At 50.3% G+C, this 19,713-nt stretch carries 16 protein-coding genes; 9 read left to right on the top strand and 7 right to left on the bottom strand.

Annotated features, from left to right (window positions below; all coding sequences use genetic code 11):
* Positions 1-97 precede the first annotated feature (97 nt).
* The 6 genes from rlmKL to rmf all read left to right on the top strand — a co-directional run bounded on the left by rlmKL (position 98) and on the right by rmf (position 8,129).
* Positions 98-2,218, top strand: a complete 2,121-nt coding sequence (gene rlmKL, locus EVX52_RS09810) for a bifunctional 23S rRNA (guanine(2069)-N(7))-methyltransferase RlmK/23S rRNA (guanine(2445)-N(2))-methyltransferase RlmL (protein WP_129952517.1) — start codon at positions 98-100, stop codon at positions 2,216-2,218.
* 5 nt (positions 2,219-2,223) lie between these two features.
* A complete protein-coding gene (locus EVX52_RS09805) occupies positions 2,224-4,128 on the top strand; it encodes an ABC transporter ATP-binding protein (RefSeq protein ID WP_129991185.1) in 1,905 nt (634 codons plus the stop codon).
* 81 nt (positions 4,129-4,209) lie between these two features.
* Entirely contained in the window at positions 4,210-5,481 is a 1,272-nt protein-coding gene (gene pqiA / locus EVX52_RS09800; protein WP_129991184.1) for a membrane integrity-associated transporter subunit PqiA, read from the top strand.
* Positions 5,468-7,120: an intermembrane transport protein PqiB gene (gene pqiB, locus EVX52_RS09795; RefSeq protein WP_129952520.1), complete on the top strand. Its 1,653-nt coding sequence runs from the start codon at positions 5,468-5,470 to the stop codon at positions 7,118-7,120. The genes pqiA and pqiB overlap by 14 nt, the downstream gene beginning before the upstream one ends.
* Positions 7,120-7,686: a membrane integrity-associated transporter subunit PqiC gene (gene pqiC / locus EVX52_RS09790; protein WP_129991183.1), complete on the top strand. Its 567-nt coding sequence runs from the start codon at positions 7,120-7,122 to the stop codon at positions 7,684-7,686. Before pqiB ends, pqiC begins: the two co-directional genes overlap by 1 nt.
* A gap of 275 nt (positions 7,687-7,961) precedes the next feature.
* Entirely contained in the window at positions 7,962-8,129 is a 168-nt protein-coding gene (gene rmf, locus EVX52_RS09780; RefSeq protein ID WP_013574871.1) for a ribosome modulation factor, read from the top strand.
* A gap of 149 nt (positions 8,130-8,278) precedes the next feature.
* On the opposite strand, the gene fabA is transcribed toward rmf, so the two are convergent.
* Both fabA and EVX52_RS09770 read right to left on the bottom strand, forming a co-directional pair.
* Entirely contained in the window at positions 8,279-8,797 is a 519-nt protein-coding gene (fabA, locus tag EVX52_RS09775; protein ID WP_013574872.1) for a bifunctional 3-hydroxydecanoyl-ACP dehydratase/trans-2-decenoyl-ACP isomerase, read from the bottom strand.
* 68 nt (positions 8,798-8,865) lie between these two features.
* Positions 8,866-10,632, bottom strand: a complete 1,767-nt coding sequence (locus EVX52_RS09770; protein ID WP_129952522.1) for a Lon protease family protein — start codon at positions 10,630-10,632, stop codon at positions 8,866-8,868.
* A 210-nt stretch (positions 10,633-10,842) separates the two neighbouring features.
* Between EVX52_RS09770 and matP the strand changes: the two genes are divergently transcribed.
* The gene (matP, locus tag EVX52_RS09765) at positions 10,843-11,304 is read left to right on the top strand and encodes a macrodomain Ter protein MatP (protein ID WP_129952523.1); all 462 of its coding nucleotides are present in this window, start codon (positions 10,843-10,845) and stop codon (positions 11,302-11,304) included.
* Between the two features lie 107 nt (positions 11,305-11,411).
* On the opposite strand, the gene ompA is transcribed toward matP, so the two are convergent.
* Positions 11,412-12,488 (bottom strand): porin OmpA, encoded by a 1,077-nt coding sequence (gene ompA / locus EVX52_RS09760; RefSeq protein ID WP_129952524.1) that lies wholly within the window; start codon positions 12,486-12,488, stop codon positions 11,412-11,414.
* Positions 12,489-12,845: 357 nt separating this feature from the next.
* Positions 12,846-13,352: an SOS-induced cell division inhibitor SulA gene (sulA, locus tag EVX52_RS09755; protein WP_129952525.1), complete on the bottom strand. Its 507-nt coding sequence runs from the start codon at positions 13,350-13,352 to the stop codon at positions 12,846-12,848.
* Positions 13,353-13,659: 307 nt separating this feature from the next.
* Between sulA and EVX52_RS09750 the strand changes: the two genes are divergently transcribed.
* Positions 13,660-14,202, top strand: a complete 543-nt coding sequence (locus EVX52_RS09750) for a TfoX/Sxy family protein (protein ID WP_238485887.1) — start codon at positions 13,660-13,662, stop codon at positions 14,200-14,202.
* Between the two features lie 21 nt (positions 14,203-14,223).
* Here the strand turns inward: EVX52_RS09750 and yccS are convergent, their stop codons facing one another.
* Positions 14,224-16,365, bottom strand: coding sequence for a YccS family putative transporter (gene yccS, locus EVX52_RS09745; RefSeq protein ID WP_129952527.1), 2,142 nt, complete (start codon positions 16,363-16,365; stop codon positions 14,224-14,226).
* 44 nt (positions 16,366-16,409) lie between these two features.
* Positions 16,410-16,871, bottom strand: a complete 462-nt coding sequence (locus EVX52_RS09740; RefSeq protein ID WP_129991182.1) for a YccF domain-containing protein — start codon at positions 16,869-16,871, stop codon at positions 16,410-16,412.
* A 177-nt stretch (positions 16,872-17,048) separates the two neighbouring features.
* Between EVX52_RS09740 and helD the strand changes: the two genes are divergently transcribed.
* Positions 17,049-19,103, top strand: a complete 2,055-nt coding sequence (gene helD / locus EVX52_RS09735; protein WP_129952529.1) for a DNA helicase IV — start codon at positions 17,049-17,051, stop codon at positions 19,101-19,103.
* 64 nt (positions 19,104-19,167) lie between these two features.
* On the opposite strand, the gene EVX52_RS09730 is transcribed toward helD, so the two are convergent.
* Positions 19,168-19,629, bottom strand: coding sequence for a methylglyoxal synthase (locus EVX52_RS09730; protein WP_129952530.1), 462 nt, complete (start codon positions 19,627-19,629; stop codon positions 19,168-19,170).
* Positions 19,630-19,713: the final 84 nt, after the last annotated feature.

Below are 19,713 nucleotides of genomic sequence, written 5' to 3'. Positions count from 1 at the left end.
TCAGCATGTAAAGTCTTATGAACAACCAGAGACTTTATGACAAGAGGCGGGGATTAGCTATAATGCGCAACAATTTTATTTTTGGTGATATGTCGATATGAACTCTTTGTTTGCCAGCACGGCGCGTGGACTGGAAGAACTGTTAAAAAGCGAACTGGAAACGCTGGGTGCGCAAGCCTGCAAAGTTGTGCAGGGAGGGGTGCATTTTGAAGGTGACGATCGCCTGCTATACCGCAGCTTACTTTGGAGCCGTCTGGCTTCGCGCATCCTGTTACCGCTGAACGAATTTAAGGTTCACAGCGATCTGGATCTGTATCTCGGCGTGATGGCGATTGACTGGCCGTCCGTCTTTGGCGTGGAAAAAACCTTCGCCGTGCATTTCAGCGGTCTGAATGACGAAATCCGTAACAGCCAGTACGGCGCATTGAAAGTGAAAGACGCCATCGTCGACAGCTTTACCCGCAAAATGGATGAACGGCCGAATGTGGCGAAACAGCAACCGGATATCCGCGTAAACGTCTTCCTGCAACGTGATACTGCCAGCGTCGCACTGGATCTCAGCGGCGAAGGCCTGCATCAGCGTGGCTACCGTGACCTGACCGGCCAGGCACCGCTGAAAGAAAACCTGGCGGCGGCTATTGTTATGCGTTCCGGCTGGCAGGCAGGTACGCCGATGGTCGATCCGATGTGCGGTTCCGGTACGTTACTGATCGAAGCGGCAATGATCGCTGCCGATCGCGCGCCGGGTTTGCATCGCCAGCACTGGGGGTTTACCGGCTGGAACAAATTTGACGCAGAATTGTGGCGCGAACTGACGGCGGAAGCGCAGGTGCGTACCCGCCGTGCCGTGCAGGAAACGACATCCCGTTTCTTCGGTTCTGATATCGACCGTCGTGTAATCGAAATGGCGCGTGCCAACGCCCGCCGTGCCGGTGTTGCCGAGCTGATTAGCTTCGAGGCGGCAGAAGTCGGGAAACTGGTGAATCCGCTGCCGGAAGGCCCGGCAGGTACCGTAATCAGTAATCCGCCATACGGCGAGCGTCTGGAAAGCGAACCTGCCTTGATTGCGCTGCATAATATGCTTGGCCGCATTATGAAGACTCAGTTCGGTGGCTGGCAGCTGTCGCTGTTCAGTGCGTCACCGGAATTGCTGAGCTGTCTGCAACTGCGTGCTGAACGCCAGTTCAAAGCTAAAAATGGCCCGCTGGAATGTGTGCAGAAAAACTATCAGCTGGCAGAAAATCCGACGGGTGCGGCCGGTACGCAAATGGCGGAAGATTACGCTAACCGCCTGCGTAAAAACGTCAAAAAACTGGAAAAATGGGCCAAACAGCAGGGGATTGAATGTTATCGCCTGTATGACGCCGATTTGCCAGATTACAACGTCGCGGTTGACCGTTACGGCAGCAAAGTTGTGGTGCAGGAGTACGCGCCACCAAAAACCGTCGACGCGCAAAAAGCCCGTCAGCGCTTGTTCGACGTGATAAACGCCACCCTTTCTGTGCTGGATATTTCATCCAGCCAGCTGATCCTGAAAACCCGTGAGCGCCAGAAAGGCACCAGTCAGTATGAAAAACTCGCGCAAAAGGGCGAGTTCCTGCTGGTCGAAGAATTCAACGCTAAACTGTGGGTTAACCTCACGGATTACCTCGATACGGGTTTATTCCTTGATCACCGCATCGCACGTAAAATGTTGGGTGAAATGAGCAAAGGTAAAGATTTCCTTAACCTGTTTGCTTATACCGGCACCGCGAGTGTTCATGCCGGTTTGGGCGGCGCGCGCAGCACAACCACGGTAGATATGTCCCGCACTTATCTGGAATGGGCAGAAAAGAATCTGCGCGCTAACGGTCTGACTGGCCGTCAGCATCGCCTGATCCAGGCGGATTGCCTCTCTTATCTGGGCATGTGTGACGAACAGTTCGATGTGATCTTTATCGATCCACCGACCTTCTCTAACTCGAAACGTATGGCCGATAGTTTTGACGTACAGCGTGATCATCTGGCTCTGATGAAAGATCTGAAACGCATTTTACGTCGCAACGGCACTATTATGTTCTCCAACAACAAGCGCGGTTTCCAGATGGATCTCGAAGGACTGAGTAAACTGGGGCTGAGCGCGAAAGAAATCACCAGCCAAACCCTGTCACAGGATTTTGCCCGTAATCGTCAAATTCATAACTGCTGGCTGCTCTCCCATGCCGGCGAGGAAAAATAAAGTTTATGTCGTTAATTAGTATGTCAGGTGCCTGGCTGTCATTCAGTGACTCGCCGCTGTTGGATAACACCGAATTACACATCGAGCCGAATGAGCGTGTCTGTCTGGTCGGCCGTAACGGCGCCGGTAAATCGACGCTGATGAAAATTCTGAACCGCGAAGTACCGCTTGATGACGGGCGTATCGTGTACGAGCAGGATTTGATTGTGGCGCGTCTGCAACAAGATCCGCCACGCAATGTAGAAGGCACCGTGTTTGATTTCGTCTCAGAAGGCGTATTCGAGCAGGCTGAACATCTGAAGGCGTATCACGCCATTTCGCATCTGGTCGAAACCGACCCGAGCGAAAAGAATATGAATAAACTGGCCCAGGTCATGGAGATCCTTGATCACCAGGGTCTGTGGCAACTGGACAGCCGTATCAACGAAGTGCTGTTGAAACTGGGTCTGGATGCGGATACTGAGCTGAAATCGCTCTCCGGCGGCTGGCTGCGTAAAGCAGCGCTTGGCCGTGCGCTGGTCAGTGCGCCGCATATTTTGTTGCTCGACGAACCCACGAACCACCTGGATATCGAAAGCATTGCGTGGCTGGAAGATTTCCTGAAAGAATTCCAGGGCAGCATTATCTTCATTTCCCATGACCGTTCCTTTATCCGCAATATGGCCACGCGCATTGTCGATCTCGATCGTGGCAAACTGGTGTCTTATCCGGGCAATTATGAAGCCTATCTGCTGGCCAAAGAAGAAGCGTTACGCGTTGAAGAGCTACAGAATGCTGAGTTTGATAAAAAACTGGCGCAGGAAGAAGTGTGGATCCGTCAGGGGATCAAAGCCCGTCGTACCCGCAACGAAGGCCGTGTCCGTGCATTGAAAGCCCTGCGCCGTGAGCGTTCAGAACGCCGCGAAGTGATGGGCACAGCGAAAATGCAGGTGGTCGAAGCCGCAAGTTCCGGCAAGATTGTCTTTGAAATGGAAGACGTTTATTACAGTGTCGCTGGCAAACAACTGGTGAGCAACTTCTCTGCGCAGGTCATGCGCGGTGATAAAATTGCGCTGATTGGCCCGAACGGCTGTGGTAAAACCACATTGCTGAAACTGATGTTAAGTAAGATTCAGGCAGACAGCGGCCGTGTTCACTGTGGCACGAAACTGGAAGTGGCGTATTTCGATCAGCATCGTGCTGAACTTGATCCTGAACGGACCGTGATGGATAACCTGGCTGAAGGTAAGCAGGAAGTGATGGTGAATGGCCGTGCACGCCACGTGCTGGGCTACTTGCAGGACTTCCTGTTCCACCCGAAACGCGCCATGACACCGGTGAAAGCGCTGTCAGGCGGTGAACGTAACCGTCTGCTGCTGGCAAAATTATTCCTGCGCCCAAGTAACCTGTTGATCCTCGATGAACCGACCAACGACCTGGATGTGGAAACCCTCGAGCTCCTGGAAGAGATGATCGACAGCTATCAGGGCACGGTCATGCTGGTGAGCCATGACCGTGAATTCGTGGATAACTCGGCAACAGAATGCTGGATTTATGAAGGCGACGGCGTGATCAACAGCTATGTGGGCGGTTACCATGATGCGCAGCATCAGCGCCGTCACCAGAAGCCAATCCGTCAGGCGGTTGCTACGGAAAATAAACCCGCGGCACAACCTAAGGCAGAACAGGCCAAACGTGTTGCGAATAAGCTCAGCTATAATCAGCAACGTGAACTGGAGCAGTTGCCGTCGCAAATCAGCACGCTGGAAGAAAAAATCAGTGCTTTGCAACAGCAAATGAGCGATGCGAATTTCTTCACCCTTCCTCATGAAGAAACTCAGCAGGTACTTACCGCTTTTGCTGCCGCAGAACTTGAGTTAGAGCAGGCGTTTGAACGTTGGGAAGCGCTGGAAGCACAGAAGAACGCTTAATACTGCATCATGATGGGTAGCCGGACAAAGGGAAGACCGGCTGCCGATATTCGTTGTCTTTTCGCTGTTGAGGAGCTGATAGTGTGTTCTGACGCCCATGCCCATGGCCCGCACATTTTATGCCCCCAATGCGACATGCTGGTGGCAATACCTGGCCTGAACATCGGGCAAAAAGCGGTGTGTCCCCGTTGCCACACTACGCTGACATCCCGCTGGAATGAGCCCCGCAGACGTCCGGTCGGTTACGCCATCAGTGCATTATTCATGCTTTTGCTGGCCAACCTCTTTCCTTTCGTCAATATGAATGTCGCCGGGCTGAGCAGTGAAGTCACTCTGGTGCAAATCCCCCAGGTTCTGGTTTCAGAAGACTACGCCAGTATGGCTTCGTTATTCATGATCGTGGTGCAACTGCTCCCGGCGATCTGCATGCTGTCAATTATCGTGCTTTGTCAGGGCATTAATATTCCGGTTCATTGGAAAGTCAGTATTGCCCGTACATTGTTCCGGCTGAAAAGCTGGTGCATGGTGGAAATTTTCCTTGCCGGCGTGCTGGTCAGTTTTGTGAAACTCATGGCTTATGGCGACGTCGGCGTGGGCACCAGCTTTTATCCTTACGTCCTGTTTTGCCTTCTGCAATTACGTGCCTTTCAGTGCACCGATCGCCTGTGGATGTGGCAGCATATCGAACCAGCCCCGGCGGTCATTCAGCCAGTGCGCGTTGGCGAAAGCGGGCTGCGTCAGGGGCTGCGATCCTGTCATTGTTGTATGGCGATTTTACCGGTTGATCAGAAAGAATGTAATCGCTGTAAAACCCGTGGATATGCACGGCGTAAAAACAGTCTGCAGTGGACAATGGCACTGCTGGTGACCTCTGTTTTGCTCTATATTCCGGCAAATCTGCTGCCTATCATGATCACTCAGGTACTGGGTAATCCGATGCCGTCTACGATTATGGCCGGTGTGGTGCTCTTATGGAGTGATGGTTCCTATCCCGTGGCGCTGGTGATTTTGATCGCCAGTATTATGGTGCCCACGCTCAAAATGATCGCTATTGCCTGGCTATGCTGGGATGCGAACAGTAATAAAGAGATCGACAGGGAACGATTGCATGTCATTTACGAGGTGGTGGAGTTCGTTGGCCGCTGGTCAATGATCGACGTGTTTGTTATTGCGGTACTGGCGGCGCTGGTGAGAATGGGGCAACTGATGAGTATTTATCCCGATATTGGCGCGCTGCTTTTCGCCAGTGTAGTTATTCTCACCATGTTTGCCGCAACGACATTTGACCCAAGGCTCATTTGGGATCGTGCTGGAATGAAGTCTACAAAGGAGCCACAAGATGGCAGGAAATAACATGGCAGAGCACGACGGAACTGCCAAGGTAGAAAAAATTAAACGCTGGTCGCCGGTGTGGATCGTACCGATCGTCACTGCGCTGATTGGTGCGTGGATCCTGTTTTATCATTACAGCCATCAGGGCCCGGAAGTCACACTGATCACCACCACCGCTGAAGGCATCGAAGGTGGCAAAACTACCATCAAAAGCCGTAACGTTGATGTCGGTAAAGTAGAATCGGTAACGCTGAGCGATGATTTACAACAAGTCATCATTAAAGCGCGGCTGAATACCGGTATGGAAAAAATGCTGCGTGAAGACTCTGTCTTCTGGGTAGTGAAACCGCAGATAGGGCGCGAAGGCATTTCCGGACTGGGCACGTTATTATCCGGCGCTTATATCCAGTTGCAGCCAGGTAACAAAGGTGGAGAAAAAACAGAATATAAACTGGATGATTCACCGCCGCTGGCTTCGCCGGATGCGAAAGGGATCCGCGTGATCCTGGAAAGCGAACGTTCAGGCCAACTGAATCCCGGTGACCCGGTGCTGTTCCGGGGGTTCCAGGTTGGTACAGTGGAAACCAGCCATTTTGATCCGAAAGCACGTAACATTAAATACCAGCTTTTCATCCGTGCGCCTTACGACACACTGGTGACTGACAATGTCCGTTTCTGGAAAGACAGCGGCGTAAACTTTGACATGTCTGCCGCCGGCATGCGTGTCGAAATGGGCTCCCTGACGACCTTATTCAGCGGCGGCGTCAGCTTTGATATTCCAAATGGCTGGACGCAGGGCAATGAAGCCAAAGATGGCGACAATTATAAGCTCTTCGATGATCAAAAAAGCATTCAGGAATCACTGTATACCCGTCACATGGATTACGTGATGTTCTTCTCGGATTCTGTTCGTGGTCTGCAACCCGGTGCACCGGTTGAATTCCGCGGTATTCGTCTGGGAACGGTGGCCGAAGTGCCTTATCCGATGAATGTTCTTAACCAGCAGATGTCGGATGATTACCGTATTCCGGTGCTGATCCGCATTGAGCCAGATCGCTTTGCTCAACTGTTGGGCAGTAATTTCAATATTGAAGATCATATCCGTGACGGTATTGCGCATGGCCTGCGTGGCTCAATGAAATCCGCCAACCTGTTAACGGGGGCGATGTATATCGATCTGGATTTCTATCCGAATGAGAAACCGTGGAAAGGGCCGCTGGAAATCGCCGGGAATAAATTATTGCCGACCGTGAGCGGAGGCTTTGCGCAGATTCAGCAGAAGCTGATGACCACGCTCGATAAGATCAATAATCTGCCAATCGAACCGATGATGCGTGAAGCGACAAGTACGCTGGCGGAAAGTCAGAGAACAATGAAGGCAACGCAAAAAACGATTGAATCTCTGAACGCGATTGTCAGCAGTAAAGAAATGAAAAATCTGCCACAGGATATGCAGCAGACACTTATCCAGCTGAACCGCAGCCTGAAAGGCTTCCAGCCAGGTTCACCGGCGTACGGCAATCTGGTCGGTGATATGCAGAGCCTGGATAAAACTCTGCGTGAGCTGCAACCGGTATTGAAAACGCTGAACCAGAAAAGTAATGCACTGATTTTCGCCGCCCCAGGGCAAGATGATCCTCAGCCGAAGAAGGCCAAATAATGATGAAATGGATACCTGTCGTCTTAGCATTATTCCTGACTGCCTGTAGCAGCAGTGATCAGAAAACTTACTACCAGTTGCCCGTGCTAAGCAGCACTGCGACAACCGGCAGCGCGATGTCAACGGGCGCCGTACAACGGCACCTGTGGGTTGAGCGGGTGAGTGTTGCTGATTATCTTGCAGGTTCCGGGCTGGTGTATCAGACCAATGATGTGCAGTACACACTGACCCAGAATAATCTCTGGGCCAGTCCGCTGGATCAACAGCTTCACCAGGCGCTGGTTACCTATTTACGCCGTGACTTGCCGGGCTCGCTGGTTTCCTCACAGGCGGCCAATACCGATGATCAGGATGTACTGAATGTTAATGTGACCGGTTTCCATGGTCGTTACGATGGCATTGTCGTGGTCAGCGGCAGCTGGAGCCTGACACGAGACGGCCAGGTCATTCAGCGTGATTTCGCCCTGAATCTCAGGCAAACCGAAGATGGGTATGATGCACTAGTCAGAACGCTGGCAGCGGGGTGGCAGCAAGAAGCGGGCCAGATCGCCGCGCAAATAAGATGACGTTTTTTTAAACTTAATATTTTTTAAGCTAAACGTAAAAAATCCCGGTTTCTGATTTAACAGAGGCCGGGATTTTTTTATGGCGATCAGCCAGATGGGAAACCGACCGGCACGATTAGCTCGCGCGCAATCCAATAATATAGCTCACCAATGTGACATTGGCGTGAATTTTGCGCATTGACCTCCCTACATAATGCAGCTATTTGTTAGATGTGGACGCAGAAGCGGACCACTGTTTTCTTTCCACCTGACCTGAATAATGAGGGATACAAGGCATGAAGAGACAAAAACGCGATCGCCTGGAACGGGCACAATCACGTGGATATCAAGCAGGTATTGGCGGGCGCTCAAAAGAGATTTGTCCGTACCAATCGTTAGATGCCCGATCACATTGGCTCGGGGGTTGGCGACAAGCCATGGAGGACAGGGCTGTTACCGCTTAAGCGGCTCCCCCTGTCAGAATAAGGAATAACCTCCGCTGCGCGCGGAGGTTTTTGTTTCTGCGAAAAATAAAGGTTTTTCATCTTTGCGACAGACGTAAAAAAGGCGAGCCCTGAGGCTCACCCTTTCTTCAGACGTTGTATCGGACTTTTTAGAAAGCCGCAGCGTCTTTGAACAAACCCACTTTGAGGTCAGTTGCGGTATAAATCACAACGCCGTCAACCAGCACTTCACCATCAGCGACGCCCATGATCAGTTTACGGTTGATAACACGTTTGAAATTGAGGCGGTAGGTGACCAGTTTTGCCGTTGGCAGAACCTGACCCGTGAATTTAACTTCACCCACACCCAATGCGCGGCCTTTGCCTTCACCACCGAGCCAGCCCAGATAGAATCCGACCAACTGCCACATGGCGTCCAGACCCAGACAACCCGGCATTACCGGGTCGCCGATAAAGTGACAACCAAAGAACCACAGATCAGGGTTGATATCTAATTCAGCTTCAACATAGCCTTTGCCATGGGTGCCGCCGTCTTCTTGCATCTTTACGATACGATCCATCATCAGCATATTGCCTGATGGTAATGGAGGGCCGCCAGCACCGAACAGTTCACTGCGGCCAGAAGCTACGAGGTCTTCTTTCGTATAGGAATCGCGTTTATCTACCATGTTCTCTGTAAGCCTTATTTTGATGAAGGGCGAAGTTTAGCGAACAGCTGTAAGCTGAACAACTCCGATCAGCTGCGGTTGAACCAGTTCAACCAGCGAAGAGGCCACGGATAACGCGGGCTGCCTTGCGATGTTACCAGCGCAATACGCTGCTGAATTAATCCCAGCAGACTCGGACGCTCTTCTTCAGCTTCTTCTTCGTTTGTGTAAATCAATCCGGTCAGGATAGGCAGCGCTTCGGCTGCGTTATCAACTGCCCATAAGTGAAACTGGCCTTCGCGAACGGCGTCCAGAACCTGCGGATGCAGACAAAGGTTGCGCACGTTGCTGGTTGGCAGAATGACCCCTTGCTTGCCGGTCAAACCGCGACGCTGACAAACTTCGAAGAAACCTTCGATCTTCTCGTTTACGCCACCAATAGGTTGCACATTCCCAAACTGATCGACTGAGCCCGTGACCGCAATTTGCTGGCTGATCGGCTGCATCGACAACGCACTGATGAGTGCGCACAGTTCAGCAAGGGAAGCGCTGTCGCCGTCCACTTCTCCGTAGGATTGTTCAAAGACAATTGATGCGGAGAAGGGCAGAGGCTGGTCGAGTTCTAACTCGGAAATCAGAAAGGCCTGCATAATCATCATGCCTTTAGCATGCAAATTACCGCCTAACTCGGCTTTACGTTCAACGTCGGTAAATTCACCGTCGCCGGTGTGTACGACACAACTAATTCGGGAAGGTTCACCCAGCGCACGTGGATGCCCCGGATATTCCAGCACTGACAGACCGTTAATCTGTCCGACAACTTCACCTTCTGTTTCAATGCGAATTTGTCCAAGCTCGATTTCATCCTGCATACGTTCCTGCAGATAACTCTCACGCCATGCACGGGCATTGGACGCCGCTTCAAGAGACTTGACGCTCAGCAACTCATCTTCATTATAGAGTGCCGCTTCGCTCAGCTGCGCATTCAGCCATACCGGATCGAGGGTCAGACTGCCCTGATCGGTGCTGTGGCGAATAGCCATCTTCAGAAATTCGGGCCATGCATCGGCGGCCAGACGTGGGATCTCAAGCTCATCAGCCAGTGTATTGATATAACCACACCAGGTTTCCATATCGCTTTCTTCTGTCAGCGGCAGGTCGGCTTCGAATTCACCATAAATAGCAGAATCCACCAACTCAGGCTCCATCTCACTGAGATCGCCAAGCGACAAACGGTCACCAACCAGAATCAGGCGGATATCCAACGGCATCGGAGGAACTGTAACAGGCAAAGGTGTGGTCTCATCCGGTGAGACCCAATGATATTGACCTTCGGTGATCATCTGTTTCAGACGTAACCACATCAGAGGTTGTGCAATGAGGGTACGGATGGAAAGCACCAGCACACCGCCATTGACCTGATGTACTAATCCCGGCTCAAGCTGGATCTGGTCTTTATAAATACGTACGCACCCGAACAGCTGTTCAGGCTCGATCCATTCACGATACAGGCAGGTCGATTTCGCTGCGAATGCATCTTCAGCAGATTTCGCTGCCAGCAGCGTGACCTTATTGCCTTCAATATGATAACGGTTACCCGTGACTTCAGCCGTTTCAGGCATTAAGTCGCTGACTACCTGCGCAATACGTGACAAGTATTCGCGATTTTCCTGCGCCTTGAGCGTCATAAAACGCGGGCGTGAGCGGGGGTGACAAAACAGGGTTAAACCATTTTCCAGCCGAGGCTGAGTTCCTGCGAAATCTACAGGGGCTAACTGGGCAGCCGTTGCAAAGATTGCCTCGTAAGGCGCGGAGTCGGGCAGTAAAAGCTGCCAGTCAAGTCGGTTATTGGTCAATGTGTTAGCTGTTTTCTATAAAAAGGGAAAGTGCGATTATACAAGAATAAATCCGGCTGCATACAATGAGAGTCGTAGCGGAATTGGTCTTAGTGCACATTGCTGTACGGGTGGGCAAAAAACAATCAAAATAAGCGTCTTTATTTGGGGTGAAAATTGAATTAAAGCTGTTATGCTTAGTAAAGTTACGTGGTCACCGAAGAGTTCACGATGAAATATCAGCAACTGGAAAATCTCGAAAGCGGTTGGAAATGGAAGTACCTGGTGAAAAAACACCGCGAAGGTGAGCGGATCACCCGCCATTTGGAAAACAGCGCTGCCCAGGAATCCGTGAATCAACTTCTCAGCCTGGAAAACGAGCCGGTCAAAGTATCCGACTGGATTGTGAATAATATGCACCCGGCTTTGGAAAACCGTCTTAAGCAAACTATCCGTGCCCGCCGTAAGCGGCATTTCAATGCCGAGCATCAGCACACGCGTAAAAAATCCATCGATTTAGAATTTCTCGTCTGGCAGCGTTTAGCGGGACTGGCGCAACGCCGTGGTGCAACACTTTCTGACACTATCATTCAGCTTCTTGAAGATGCTGAGCGTAAAGAGAAATATGCGAATCAGATGTCTTCACTGAAAGAAGATTTAGAACAAATCCTTGGCAAGAAAGATTTCGGATAAATTTGGTTTCGTGCCTCAGTGAGTCATCTGTTTTGCCTGACTGAAGACATAAAAAAACCCCGCCAAAGCGGGGTTTTCAGTATCTGTAGTAAAGCTAAAGAGTGTTATTAAGCCTGTGGCTGAGTAACAGTATCTTTGTAGCCTTTAACTTCGATTTCTACACGACGGTCTGGTGCCAGGCAGTCGATCAGAGCAGCACGGCCTTTAACGGTGTCACAGGTAGAACCAGTAACCGGGTTAGATTTACCCTGGCCTTGTGCAGAGATCTTGTTAGCAGGGATACCTTTAGATACCAGGTAATCTACTACGCTCTGAGCACGTTGCTCAGACAGTTTCTGGTTGTATTGTTCTGAACCGATACGGTCGGTGTAACCCAGAACGATAACAGAACCGTCTTTAGGATCGATGGAGCTCAACTGGCTGTACAGCTGATCCAGAGCCTGTTGGCCTTCTGGTTTCAGAGTCGCTTTGTTGAAGTTGAAGAGAACGTCAGATTTCAGAGTGAATTTCTTAGTCTCTACAACTGGAGCCGGAGCTGGTGCTGGAGCAACAACTGGAGCAGCTGCTTCATCTTGACCGAAACGGTAAGAAACACCAACAGACAGCATTGCGTTATCAGGACGTGCACCAACGGTAGCCGCGTCACCAATGTTGTTAACCCACTGGTAATCCAGACGGGTAGCCCAGTTTTTGGTTACTGCGTATTCAAGGCCCACGGCTGCCAATGGAGAAACACCTGTGTCATGATCACTTACGCGACCATTAGCACCGTTGTTGAAGTTACCATTAGCGTCTGCACGCCAAACCATACCACCCAGACGGGTGTACAGGTCCAGATCGTCAGTCAGCGGGTAGCTCAGTTTAGCAGCCAGCTGAACGCCTTGTGCTTTGAACGCGCCGTTATTTACGCTGCCTTTGTAAGGCATACGGCCAAGCCAGTCATATCCCATTTCAAAGCCCAGGTATTGGTTTGCTTGGTAACCCAAGAACGCACCTGCACCCAGTTGGCTATCGTGGGTAGGGCCGTTGCCGATACCGTTGTAAGCATTTGCGAAACCAGTGTCATGGTATTGGGACCAGCCCAATTTACCACCGGTATACCAGGTGTTATCTTTAGGGGCGGCTTGCGCTACGGTAGCGAAACCTGCCAGTGCCACTGCTAATGCGATAGCTGTCTTTTTCATTTTGCGCCTCGTTATCATCCAAATAGGCAATTGAGCTTTAAGCTTTTTAAGCCCTTGGTTAAAATCCTTACGCCAAGATTATTGCTTCATTTCAGAACTTGCCACTTTACGTTGGCATTATCGAGCAACCTTGGCGTTGTAAAGTCTACAACGTGGCGCGAAACTTACAAGCTTGATGTGTTAACACCGTGGAAAAAAAGGGAAAAACGGACATATTTCTTAACGGCTTTGGCAATTTACTGACAAATTCTGGCAATTATCTGCATTCTGGAAGCCCGTTTTTACTGGCTTGCCGCCATTATTCAGCACAAATCACTAAGTTCCGCATTATTTTCATAGGAAGATTCCTATTTTGAACTAATGGTATACGGAAGAGTGAATTTTTACTGTCGAATGATGTCCACAAGGTGAATTCTGCTCATTTGTGGGTTTCATTATGAAGCCATAAGCCCCTCCCTGACGGGCTGCAATTTGCAACCTTTCCCTCTCAGCATCATTCAAATCCGGAAGCCATCCCAACACGACACTGTAGTTTCCCGTCTGCAATGCTTTCTCCATCGCATCTACCGTCGACATTGCCGTAATTTGATTGACTTGCACCATTTTATCCACCGGCAGGCCAGACTGCGTTAACCAATGGCGGCTCAGTTTTTGCTGAGGTGTGAGCCATAACAACCAGCGGGACTGCATACCTAAGTGTTGCAGTAAGGGCAGCAGTAACTGTGCAAAAGCTGGTTGGCTCGCACTATAGACGAACTCAGTGATCAGACCATTATTCAGAGATGCAGACGTATTTACCTGTGACGGAGTGACGGGCAAAGCAAGCTGACTAAAATGATGATTTGTACGGTGTTGAGTTCGCATAAGGATGTATCCCAGTGAGTTACTGTATGCATGTACAGTACTCTGGCGGTGAGCAAAGATCAACCCAATTTTTCCAAGATATCTCGCAAATTTTGAAGGCAACGGGCTGTAACGACATTTTATGTTTGTTGCGGTACATAAGATTGCGTATTTTGCTTTTAGCTGTTTTGGTAACTCAAAATGGAAGCAAGGAATTAACGTGAAAAGGATAACGCAATGATAAACAAATCAAAAAAAAAAAGTGATTGAGTGTCTGGAAATTTTTGCCCCATTGGGCAATATTCGTTCCCGCACCCAGTTTGGAGGGATGAGCTTGTCCGCTGACCGCGTCATGTTCGCCCTTGTCTCTGATGGTGAACTCTATCTGCGAGCGACCGGCGAAACTGAAGTGCATTTTTGCCGCAAGAAGATGGAGAGGCTGATCTACCGCAAGCGGGGCATGGATGTGCAGCTGCGTTATTTCAAAGTGAATGCCCGGCAATGGAGTGACCCTCAGGCGCTATGCGAGCTGGGCAGATTATCGTTGCAAGGCATGCTGCGGGATATCGAGTTGAAAAAAAACAGCGAAGCCGCCCGCCTGAAAGATTTACCCAATCTCTCGCTGGCGCTGGAAAGGATGCTCTGGCAAGTCGGCATTGAAAACTCGGGGGATTTGCGGTTACAGGGGGCCTGCCATACCTATCTCAAACTGTGTGCCATTAAAAAAAAGAATCTCGGGATTAACTTACTGATGGCATTGGAAGGGGCAATTTTGGGCTTTCATGAAGCCGCCTTGCCGATGGCATCCAGGGAGTTATTAACTCACTGGTTTAACCATCACCAAGAGCAGCTATCAAGGGCGATTCACTAAATTTGCTTACGTTGTCTGCAGCTAGAGCTGATTCTGTACCGGCAGGATTTTAGTATTAAGACTGGTGAGTTCAGGCAAATGAGCCACCAGTAATCCAATTTGCTGAAGCACGAGTTGCTCTTTACTGTCGATATCAGTGGTTCGTAACTGAATACGTGCAGTCAGTTGTCCGAGCGCATTTTGAATGCGTTCTGCTTCAGAAGGCAGATGATGCAAGGCCCCGTCAACACAGCATACTGCATCATCCAGCAACCTCAGGGTTTCCGCATCATTGAGTTTCTCGCGATGGGCCCCTAGCGCTGAAATGTAACTTAGCATCGTATGATTAAGACATAACAGGCGAAACGCCGCTTCGAGGGTCGCCGGATCGTTATTCCTCTCAGAACTCATATTCGAGACAACAGATGCCAGTTCGGCATCGCAATTATGCGCATCACGACGAGCCAGACGGTAGTCGAGACTGTTGTCTTTCCCCTGATGGTATTGCACCAGAATGGCATCAAGGTAACGGCAGTTAGCATCGAACGTTTTGCTGACCACCTTATCCAGTTGTCTGAATTTCCAGTCGGGCCATATAAAGGTCACTGCCGCCCAGGCGATACCGCAACCAATCAATGTATCGATAATTCGCGGGATAGCGATTTCAAATCCTTCGCCCAGCAAATTAAAGCATAACAACACCAAAAGGGTGATGAACATCGTGGCCTGCGCGTACTGCACTGTGCGGAACGCAAAGAACAATAATCCGCTGATGACGATCAGAATCATTTGCCCGTCAACGGAGGGAACGAAATAGAGGATAGGGATCCCGAGTGCAATGCCGGCCAGCGTGCCGATTATTCTCAGCGCTAATCTCCGGCGGGTCGCACTGTAGTTTGGCTGACAGACAAAAAGGCTGGTGAGCAAAATCCAATAGCCGTGATTTAAGCCGCTGACCTGAATGAAAACATATCCCACAAAGAGCACCACAGACATACGGATTGCATGGCGGAATAACACTGACTGCGGTGTGAAATGGCGGGAAATGCGTAGCCAGATATCGTCAAGGCCCGTCAGACGGTCTTCCGCAAACGGGCTTTTACCGGTCTGGTTTTCAGGCAGAGACTGCTCCGATTCGATATTTGCCAGTTGCGCGTCAATTGCATGCAGATTACGTAAAAGATGGCGCAGCGCCTGCAACGTCTCACGGTGTTCGTTGTGAGACTCCAGACGTTTGAGTGCTTCTTCCAGCCGTGAAAACGCCCGTTCAAACTGGCTGTTATGGGTATATTGCTGGCGATAAAGAATACATTGCGACAGTTGTAAACAGGCCCGTGCCTGCATGCTCATCAGGCGCTGAAAGCGGAACAGAATATCACTGTGGTGGAATTGTTCACTGAGCTTGAGGTATTGCACGTGAGACGAACTGGCACGCTCATGAATATCCTGAACCACGAAATAATAATGTAATGTCCGGCGCGTTCCTTTCTGCCCGCGATCACCCTTCAGCCGGGTCTGTAGCGTATTTTTCGTTTGATTTAGTGTGGAGACCAGCTGACCGTTGGCCATAGCCAGCTCAACAAGTTGCTGGTTGTTATCTTCCTGATCGGGATCAAACAGAGTGGCTTTGGCTTCAAGATAAGCCGCCAGTTGCGTGAAACAACGCGAAATCTGATCCTGTAACGGGCGGATGGGGAAAATAATATGGCCAGCCAGCGTCAGCAGGTTATACCAGATGGCACCTGCAAGCAGGATCAGCGGTTGCTGATACCAAATATGATACATGCTGGTACCGAGCATCGTATAAATGGCGATCAGTAACGCGCCGAAGGCAATGGTGGCATACCGCTGACCCAGTGCGCCCAGCAGGATGAATCCACAGGTTGAAATCATCAACCCTGGTGCAAAAAGCCATGGATAAGGGAAAAGTAATTCTATTGATGCTGAGGCAATGAAAAAACAGATAAGGGTAATCAGCAAATTGCGCAGACGGCCGGCGAGACGATCATCAAGGTCGGCAAGAGCCGCTGCAACCACGCCGAGTGTCAGGGGAATTGTCAGCGTGATCTGACCCAACCACCACGGCAATGCTGCAGCGCCAGTCAACGCAATGAAAATCCTGATGTGATAAAGAACATTGCTGTTATAGGCATAACGCCGTAAACCCGGTGCAATAGAAAGCACGAAAAAACCCCACCTTAAAATTCAAAAATGATGAAACATCACAATCAGCGGATGCGTCCGTTTTCTCTCAGACGGCTTGAATTCGCTTCACGAACCTGTTTTGCCAGTTCGACGGAAACGACCCGGCGTCCTACCGGCCAGAGTGCAATGGCAGCGATTTTAAAGTTTGCAATGCCCACCGGAATACCAATTATGCTGATACATTGCGCAATACCGACAACGATATGCGACACGCATAACCACCAGCCGAAAAATATAAACCAGAAGATATTCAACAGGGTACCCCCGCCGGACAGCAACACGTTACGTTTTTCCGGATACAGTTCATCGACATGCACGGCTTCATTGCCAAAGGGCAGCAATGAAAGACGGGTGATTTCCCAGCAAGATCGGGTCAGTGGCAGGGTAAAAATCAGCACAATACTGACCAGCGTAGCAAGCAGCCATGAAAGCGTGGTGAAAAAACCACCTAAAAAAAAGTTAAGAATATTGAGCACAGTACGCATGGCAACTCTTCCTGCAGAAATTAAAAAACTGATAAATTTCATGTTCACTTAATGTAAACACACCTCTTATTCTACTCTGTTTTGCAGTATGGATCGCCTGCGCTTATCAAAGGTAAACTCTTAAATGCGCTTGCATGTAAGATATCAGGAATTAAAGAGAGAACACGGTGTGATGATATGGAATTGAAATCGACCTCATTCGGGAAACATCTGGCACAGCATCCTTATAACCGGGTGCGACTGCTTAATGCAGGCGTGGAAGTCAGCGGCGATAAGCATCATTACCTGATCCCTTTTAACCAGCTTATCCGCATCCGTTGCAAACGCGGCATCGTCTGGGGAGAGCTCGAATTTGAATTACCGGAGCAGAAAGTGGTCCGGTTACACGGCACTGAATGGCAGGAAACACAGCGGTTTTATCATTACCTTCTCAATATATGGCAAACCTGGAGCCTTGAGATGAGCGAGGTCAGCGCCGGGGTATTGCACGAGCAGGTTAAAAAAATTACGCAGATTGAACAGCAAGACAAATGGTTCAAACGTGTTGACCTGGCTGATGTGCAAAAAGACATTGCTGAAGCATTTTCTGCCATTCCGGTGCCTGTTGAACGTCTTACTGAATTTGATAACTGTCGGGAAGACTATCAGATCTGTCTGCGCTGGCTTGAGCAGGGTAAACGCAGTGTCGACCAGCGTAATCTGGCATGGACGGACAGAGTGATTGCTGATAACCGTGACTTTTTTGATACCGTTGAAGTGTCGCCGCTCAATGACAGCCAGTGCCGCGCAGTGGTGAACGGTGAAGATGCGGTGCTGGTACTGGCCGGGGCGGGCAGTGGTAAAACGTCGGTGCTGGTAGCGCGTGCTGGCTGGTTGTTGCGCCGTCAGGAAGCGCAGCCTGAACAAATTTTATTGTTGGCTTTCGGTCGTCAGGCGGCGGATGAAATGAACGGGCGTATTAAAGAGCGTCTGCATACTGAAGGCATCAAGGCGAAGACGTTCCATGCGCTTGCTTTGCAGATTATCCAGGAAGGAAGTAAGAAAACGCCCAAAATCAGTAAACTTGAAACCGACCCGAAAGCCCGGCGTAGCTTACTGATTAAGACATGGCAACAGCAGTGCGCAGAGAAAAAAGTGCAGGCCAGCGGCTGGCGGCAATGGATGACCGATGAACTGCAGTGGACGGTTCCTGACGGTGATTACTGGAAAAATAAATCTCTGGCGGAGCGTCTCGCAAGTCGCCTTGAGCGCTGGCTGAGCCTGATGCGTATGCACGGTGGCAGTCAGGCTGAAATGATCGAAAGCGCACCAGAGGAAGTCAAAGACCTGTTCACCAGGCGCATTCGCCTGATGGCGCCGCTGATGAAAGCCTGGAAAACCGCGCTGAAAGAAGAGGGCGCAGTGGATTTTTCGGGGCTTATCCATCAGGCGGTCAATATTCTGGATAAAGGGCGTTTTGTCAGTCCGTGGAAGCATATTCTGGTTGATGAATTCCAGGACATATCTCCTCAACGTGCTCTGCTGCTCTCTGCCTTGCGTAAACTTAACAAGCGTACCAGTTTGTTTGCCGTGGGGGACGACTGGCAGGCGATTTACCGTTTCAGCGGTGCTGAACTGACGCTGACCACGGCGTTTGCGGACAATTTTGGTGAAGGAGCGCAATGTGCGCTGGACACCACTTACCGGTTCAATGATCGCATCGGTGAAATCGCCAATAAGTTTGTGCAGCAAAACCCTAATCAGCTGAAGAAGCCGCTGAACAGTCTGACCAAAGGCAACAAGAAGAATGTCGTGATCCTGCCTGAGGATCAGATGGAGAAATTGCTGGATAAACTCAGCGGTTATGTCACCGCCGATGAACAGATTCTGGTGCTGGCGCGTTATCATCATCTTCGCCCGCAAATTCTGGAGAAAGCCGCGACCCGCTGGCCAAAGCTTAATCTTGATTTTATGACGATTCACGCCAGTAAAGGACAACAGGCTGAATACGTCATTATCGTCGGATTGCACGAAGGCAATGACGGTTTCCCAGCGCCCGCACGAGAATCTTTACTGGAAGAGGTATTATTGCCTGAACCTGAAAATTTCCCGGATGCAGAGGAGCGGCGTTTATTGTATGTGGCGATGACGCGTGCTAAGCATCAGGTCTGGTTACTGCAGGATAAAGAACGTCCTTCTGTTTTTGTCGAACAGCTCGAAGATATCGGCGTGCCGGTCCAGCGAAAACCGTAATTCATATACAGAAAAACCCGGCCATTGCCGGGTTTTTTAACGAAAAAATCAGCCACCTGAAGCGTTATTCTTTCAGGCGTGACCACAGATAACGCTGATAATCTGGAATAGTGATATCGACTTCAGACCGGAACAGCGGGGACTGGATCAGGAAGTCAGCCGTGGACAGATTGGTTGCCACCGGAATATTCCACACGGTCGCCAGGCGCAGCAGGGCTTTCACATCCGGATCATGCGGAACAGCATTGAGTGGATCCCAGAGGAAAATCAGCATATCAATTTTGCCTTCGGCAATCAGCGCACCTACTTGTTGATCGCCGCCCATCGGGCCGCTCAGCATGCTTTTGACATCAATCCCCGTATTACGCTGAACCAGATTGCCGGTCGTGCCGGTGGCATAGAGAATATGCTGCGAAAGTTCCGCAACGTTTTTATCAACCCATTTCAGCAGGGTGCTTTTGCAGTGGTCATGCGCCACCAGAGCAATATGTTTTTGTTTTGCAATCGTGCGGGTAGTGTATTCCATCTAATTCCCTTCAACGCGAAAGTAAAAGTGGATCACAGAATACTGAAACTCCGTTTTACTGCATAGCTCAGGCGGGATAATTCG

Origin of the sequence: Rahnella sp. CFA14(1/10) (genome assembly GCF_004195095.1) — a bacterium.
GTDB lineage: Bacteria > Pseudomonadota > Gammaproteobacteria > Enterobacterales > Enterobacteriaceae > Rahnella > Rahnella perminowiae.
Note: the sequence above shows the minus strand (reverse complement) of the source record. Positions and strands in the feature narration are given on the sequence as shown.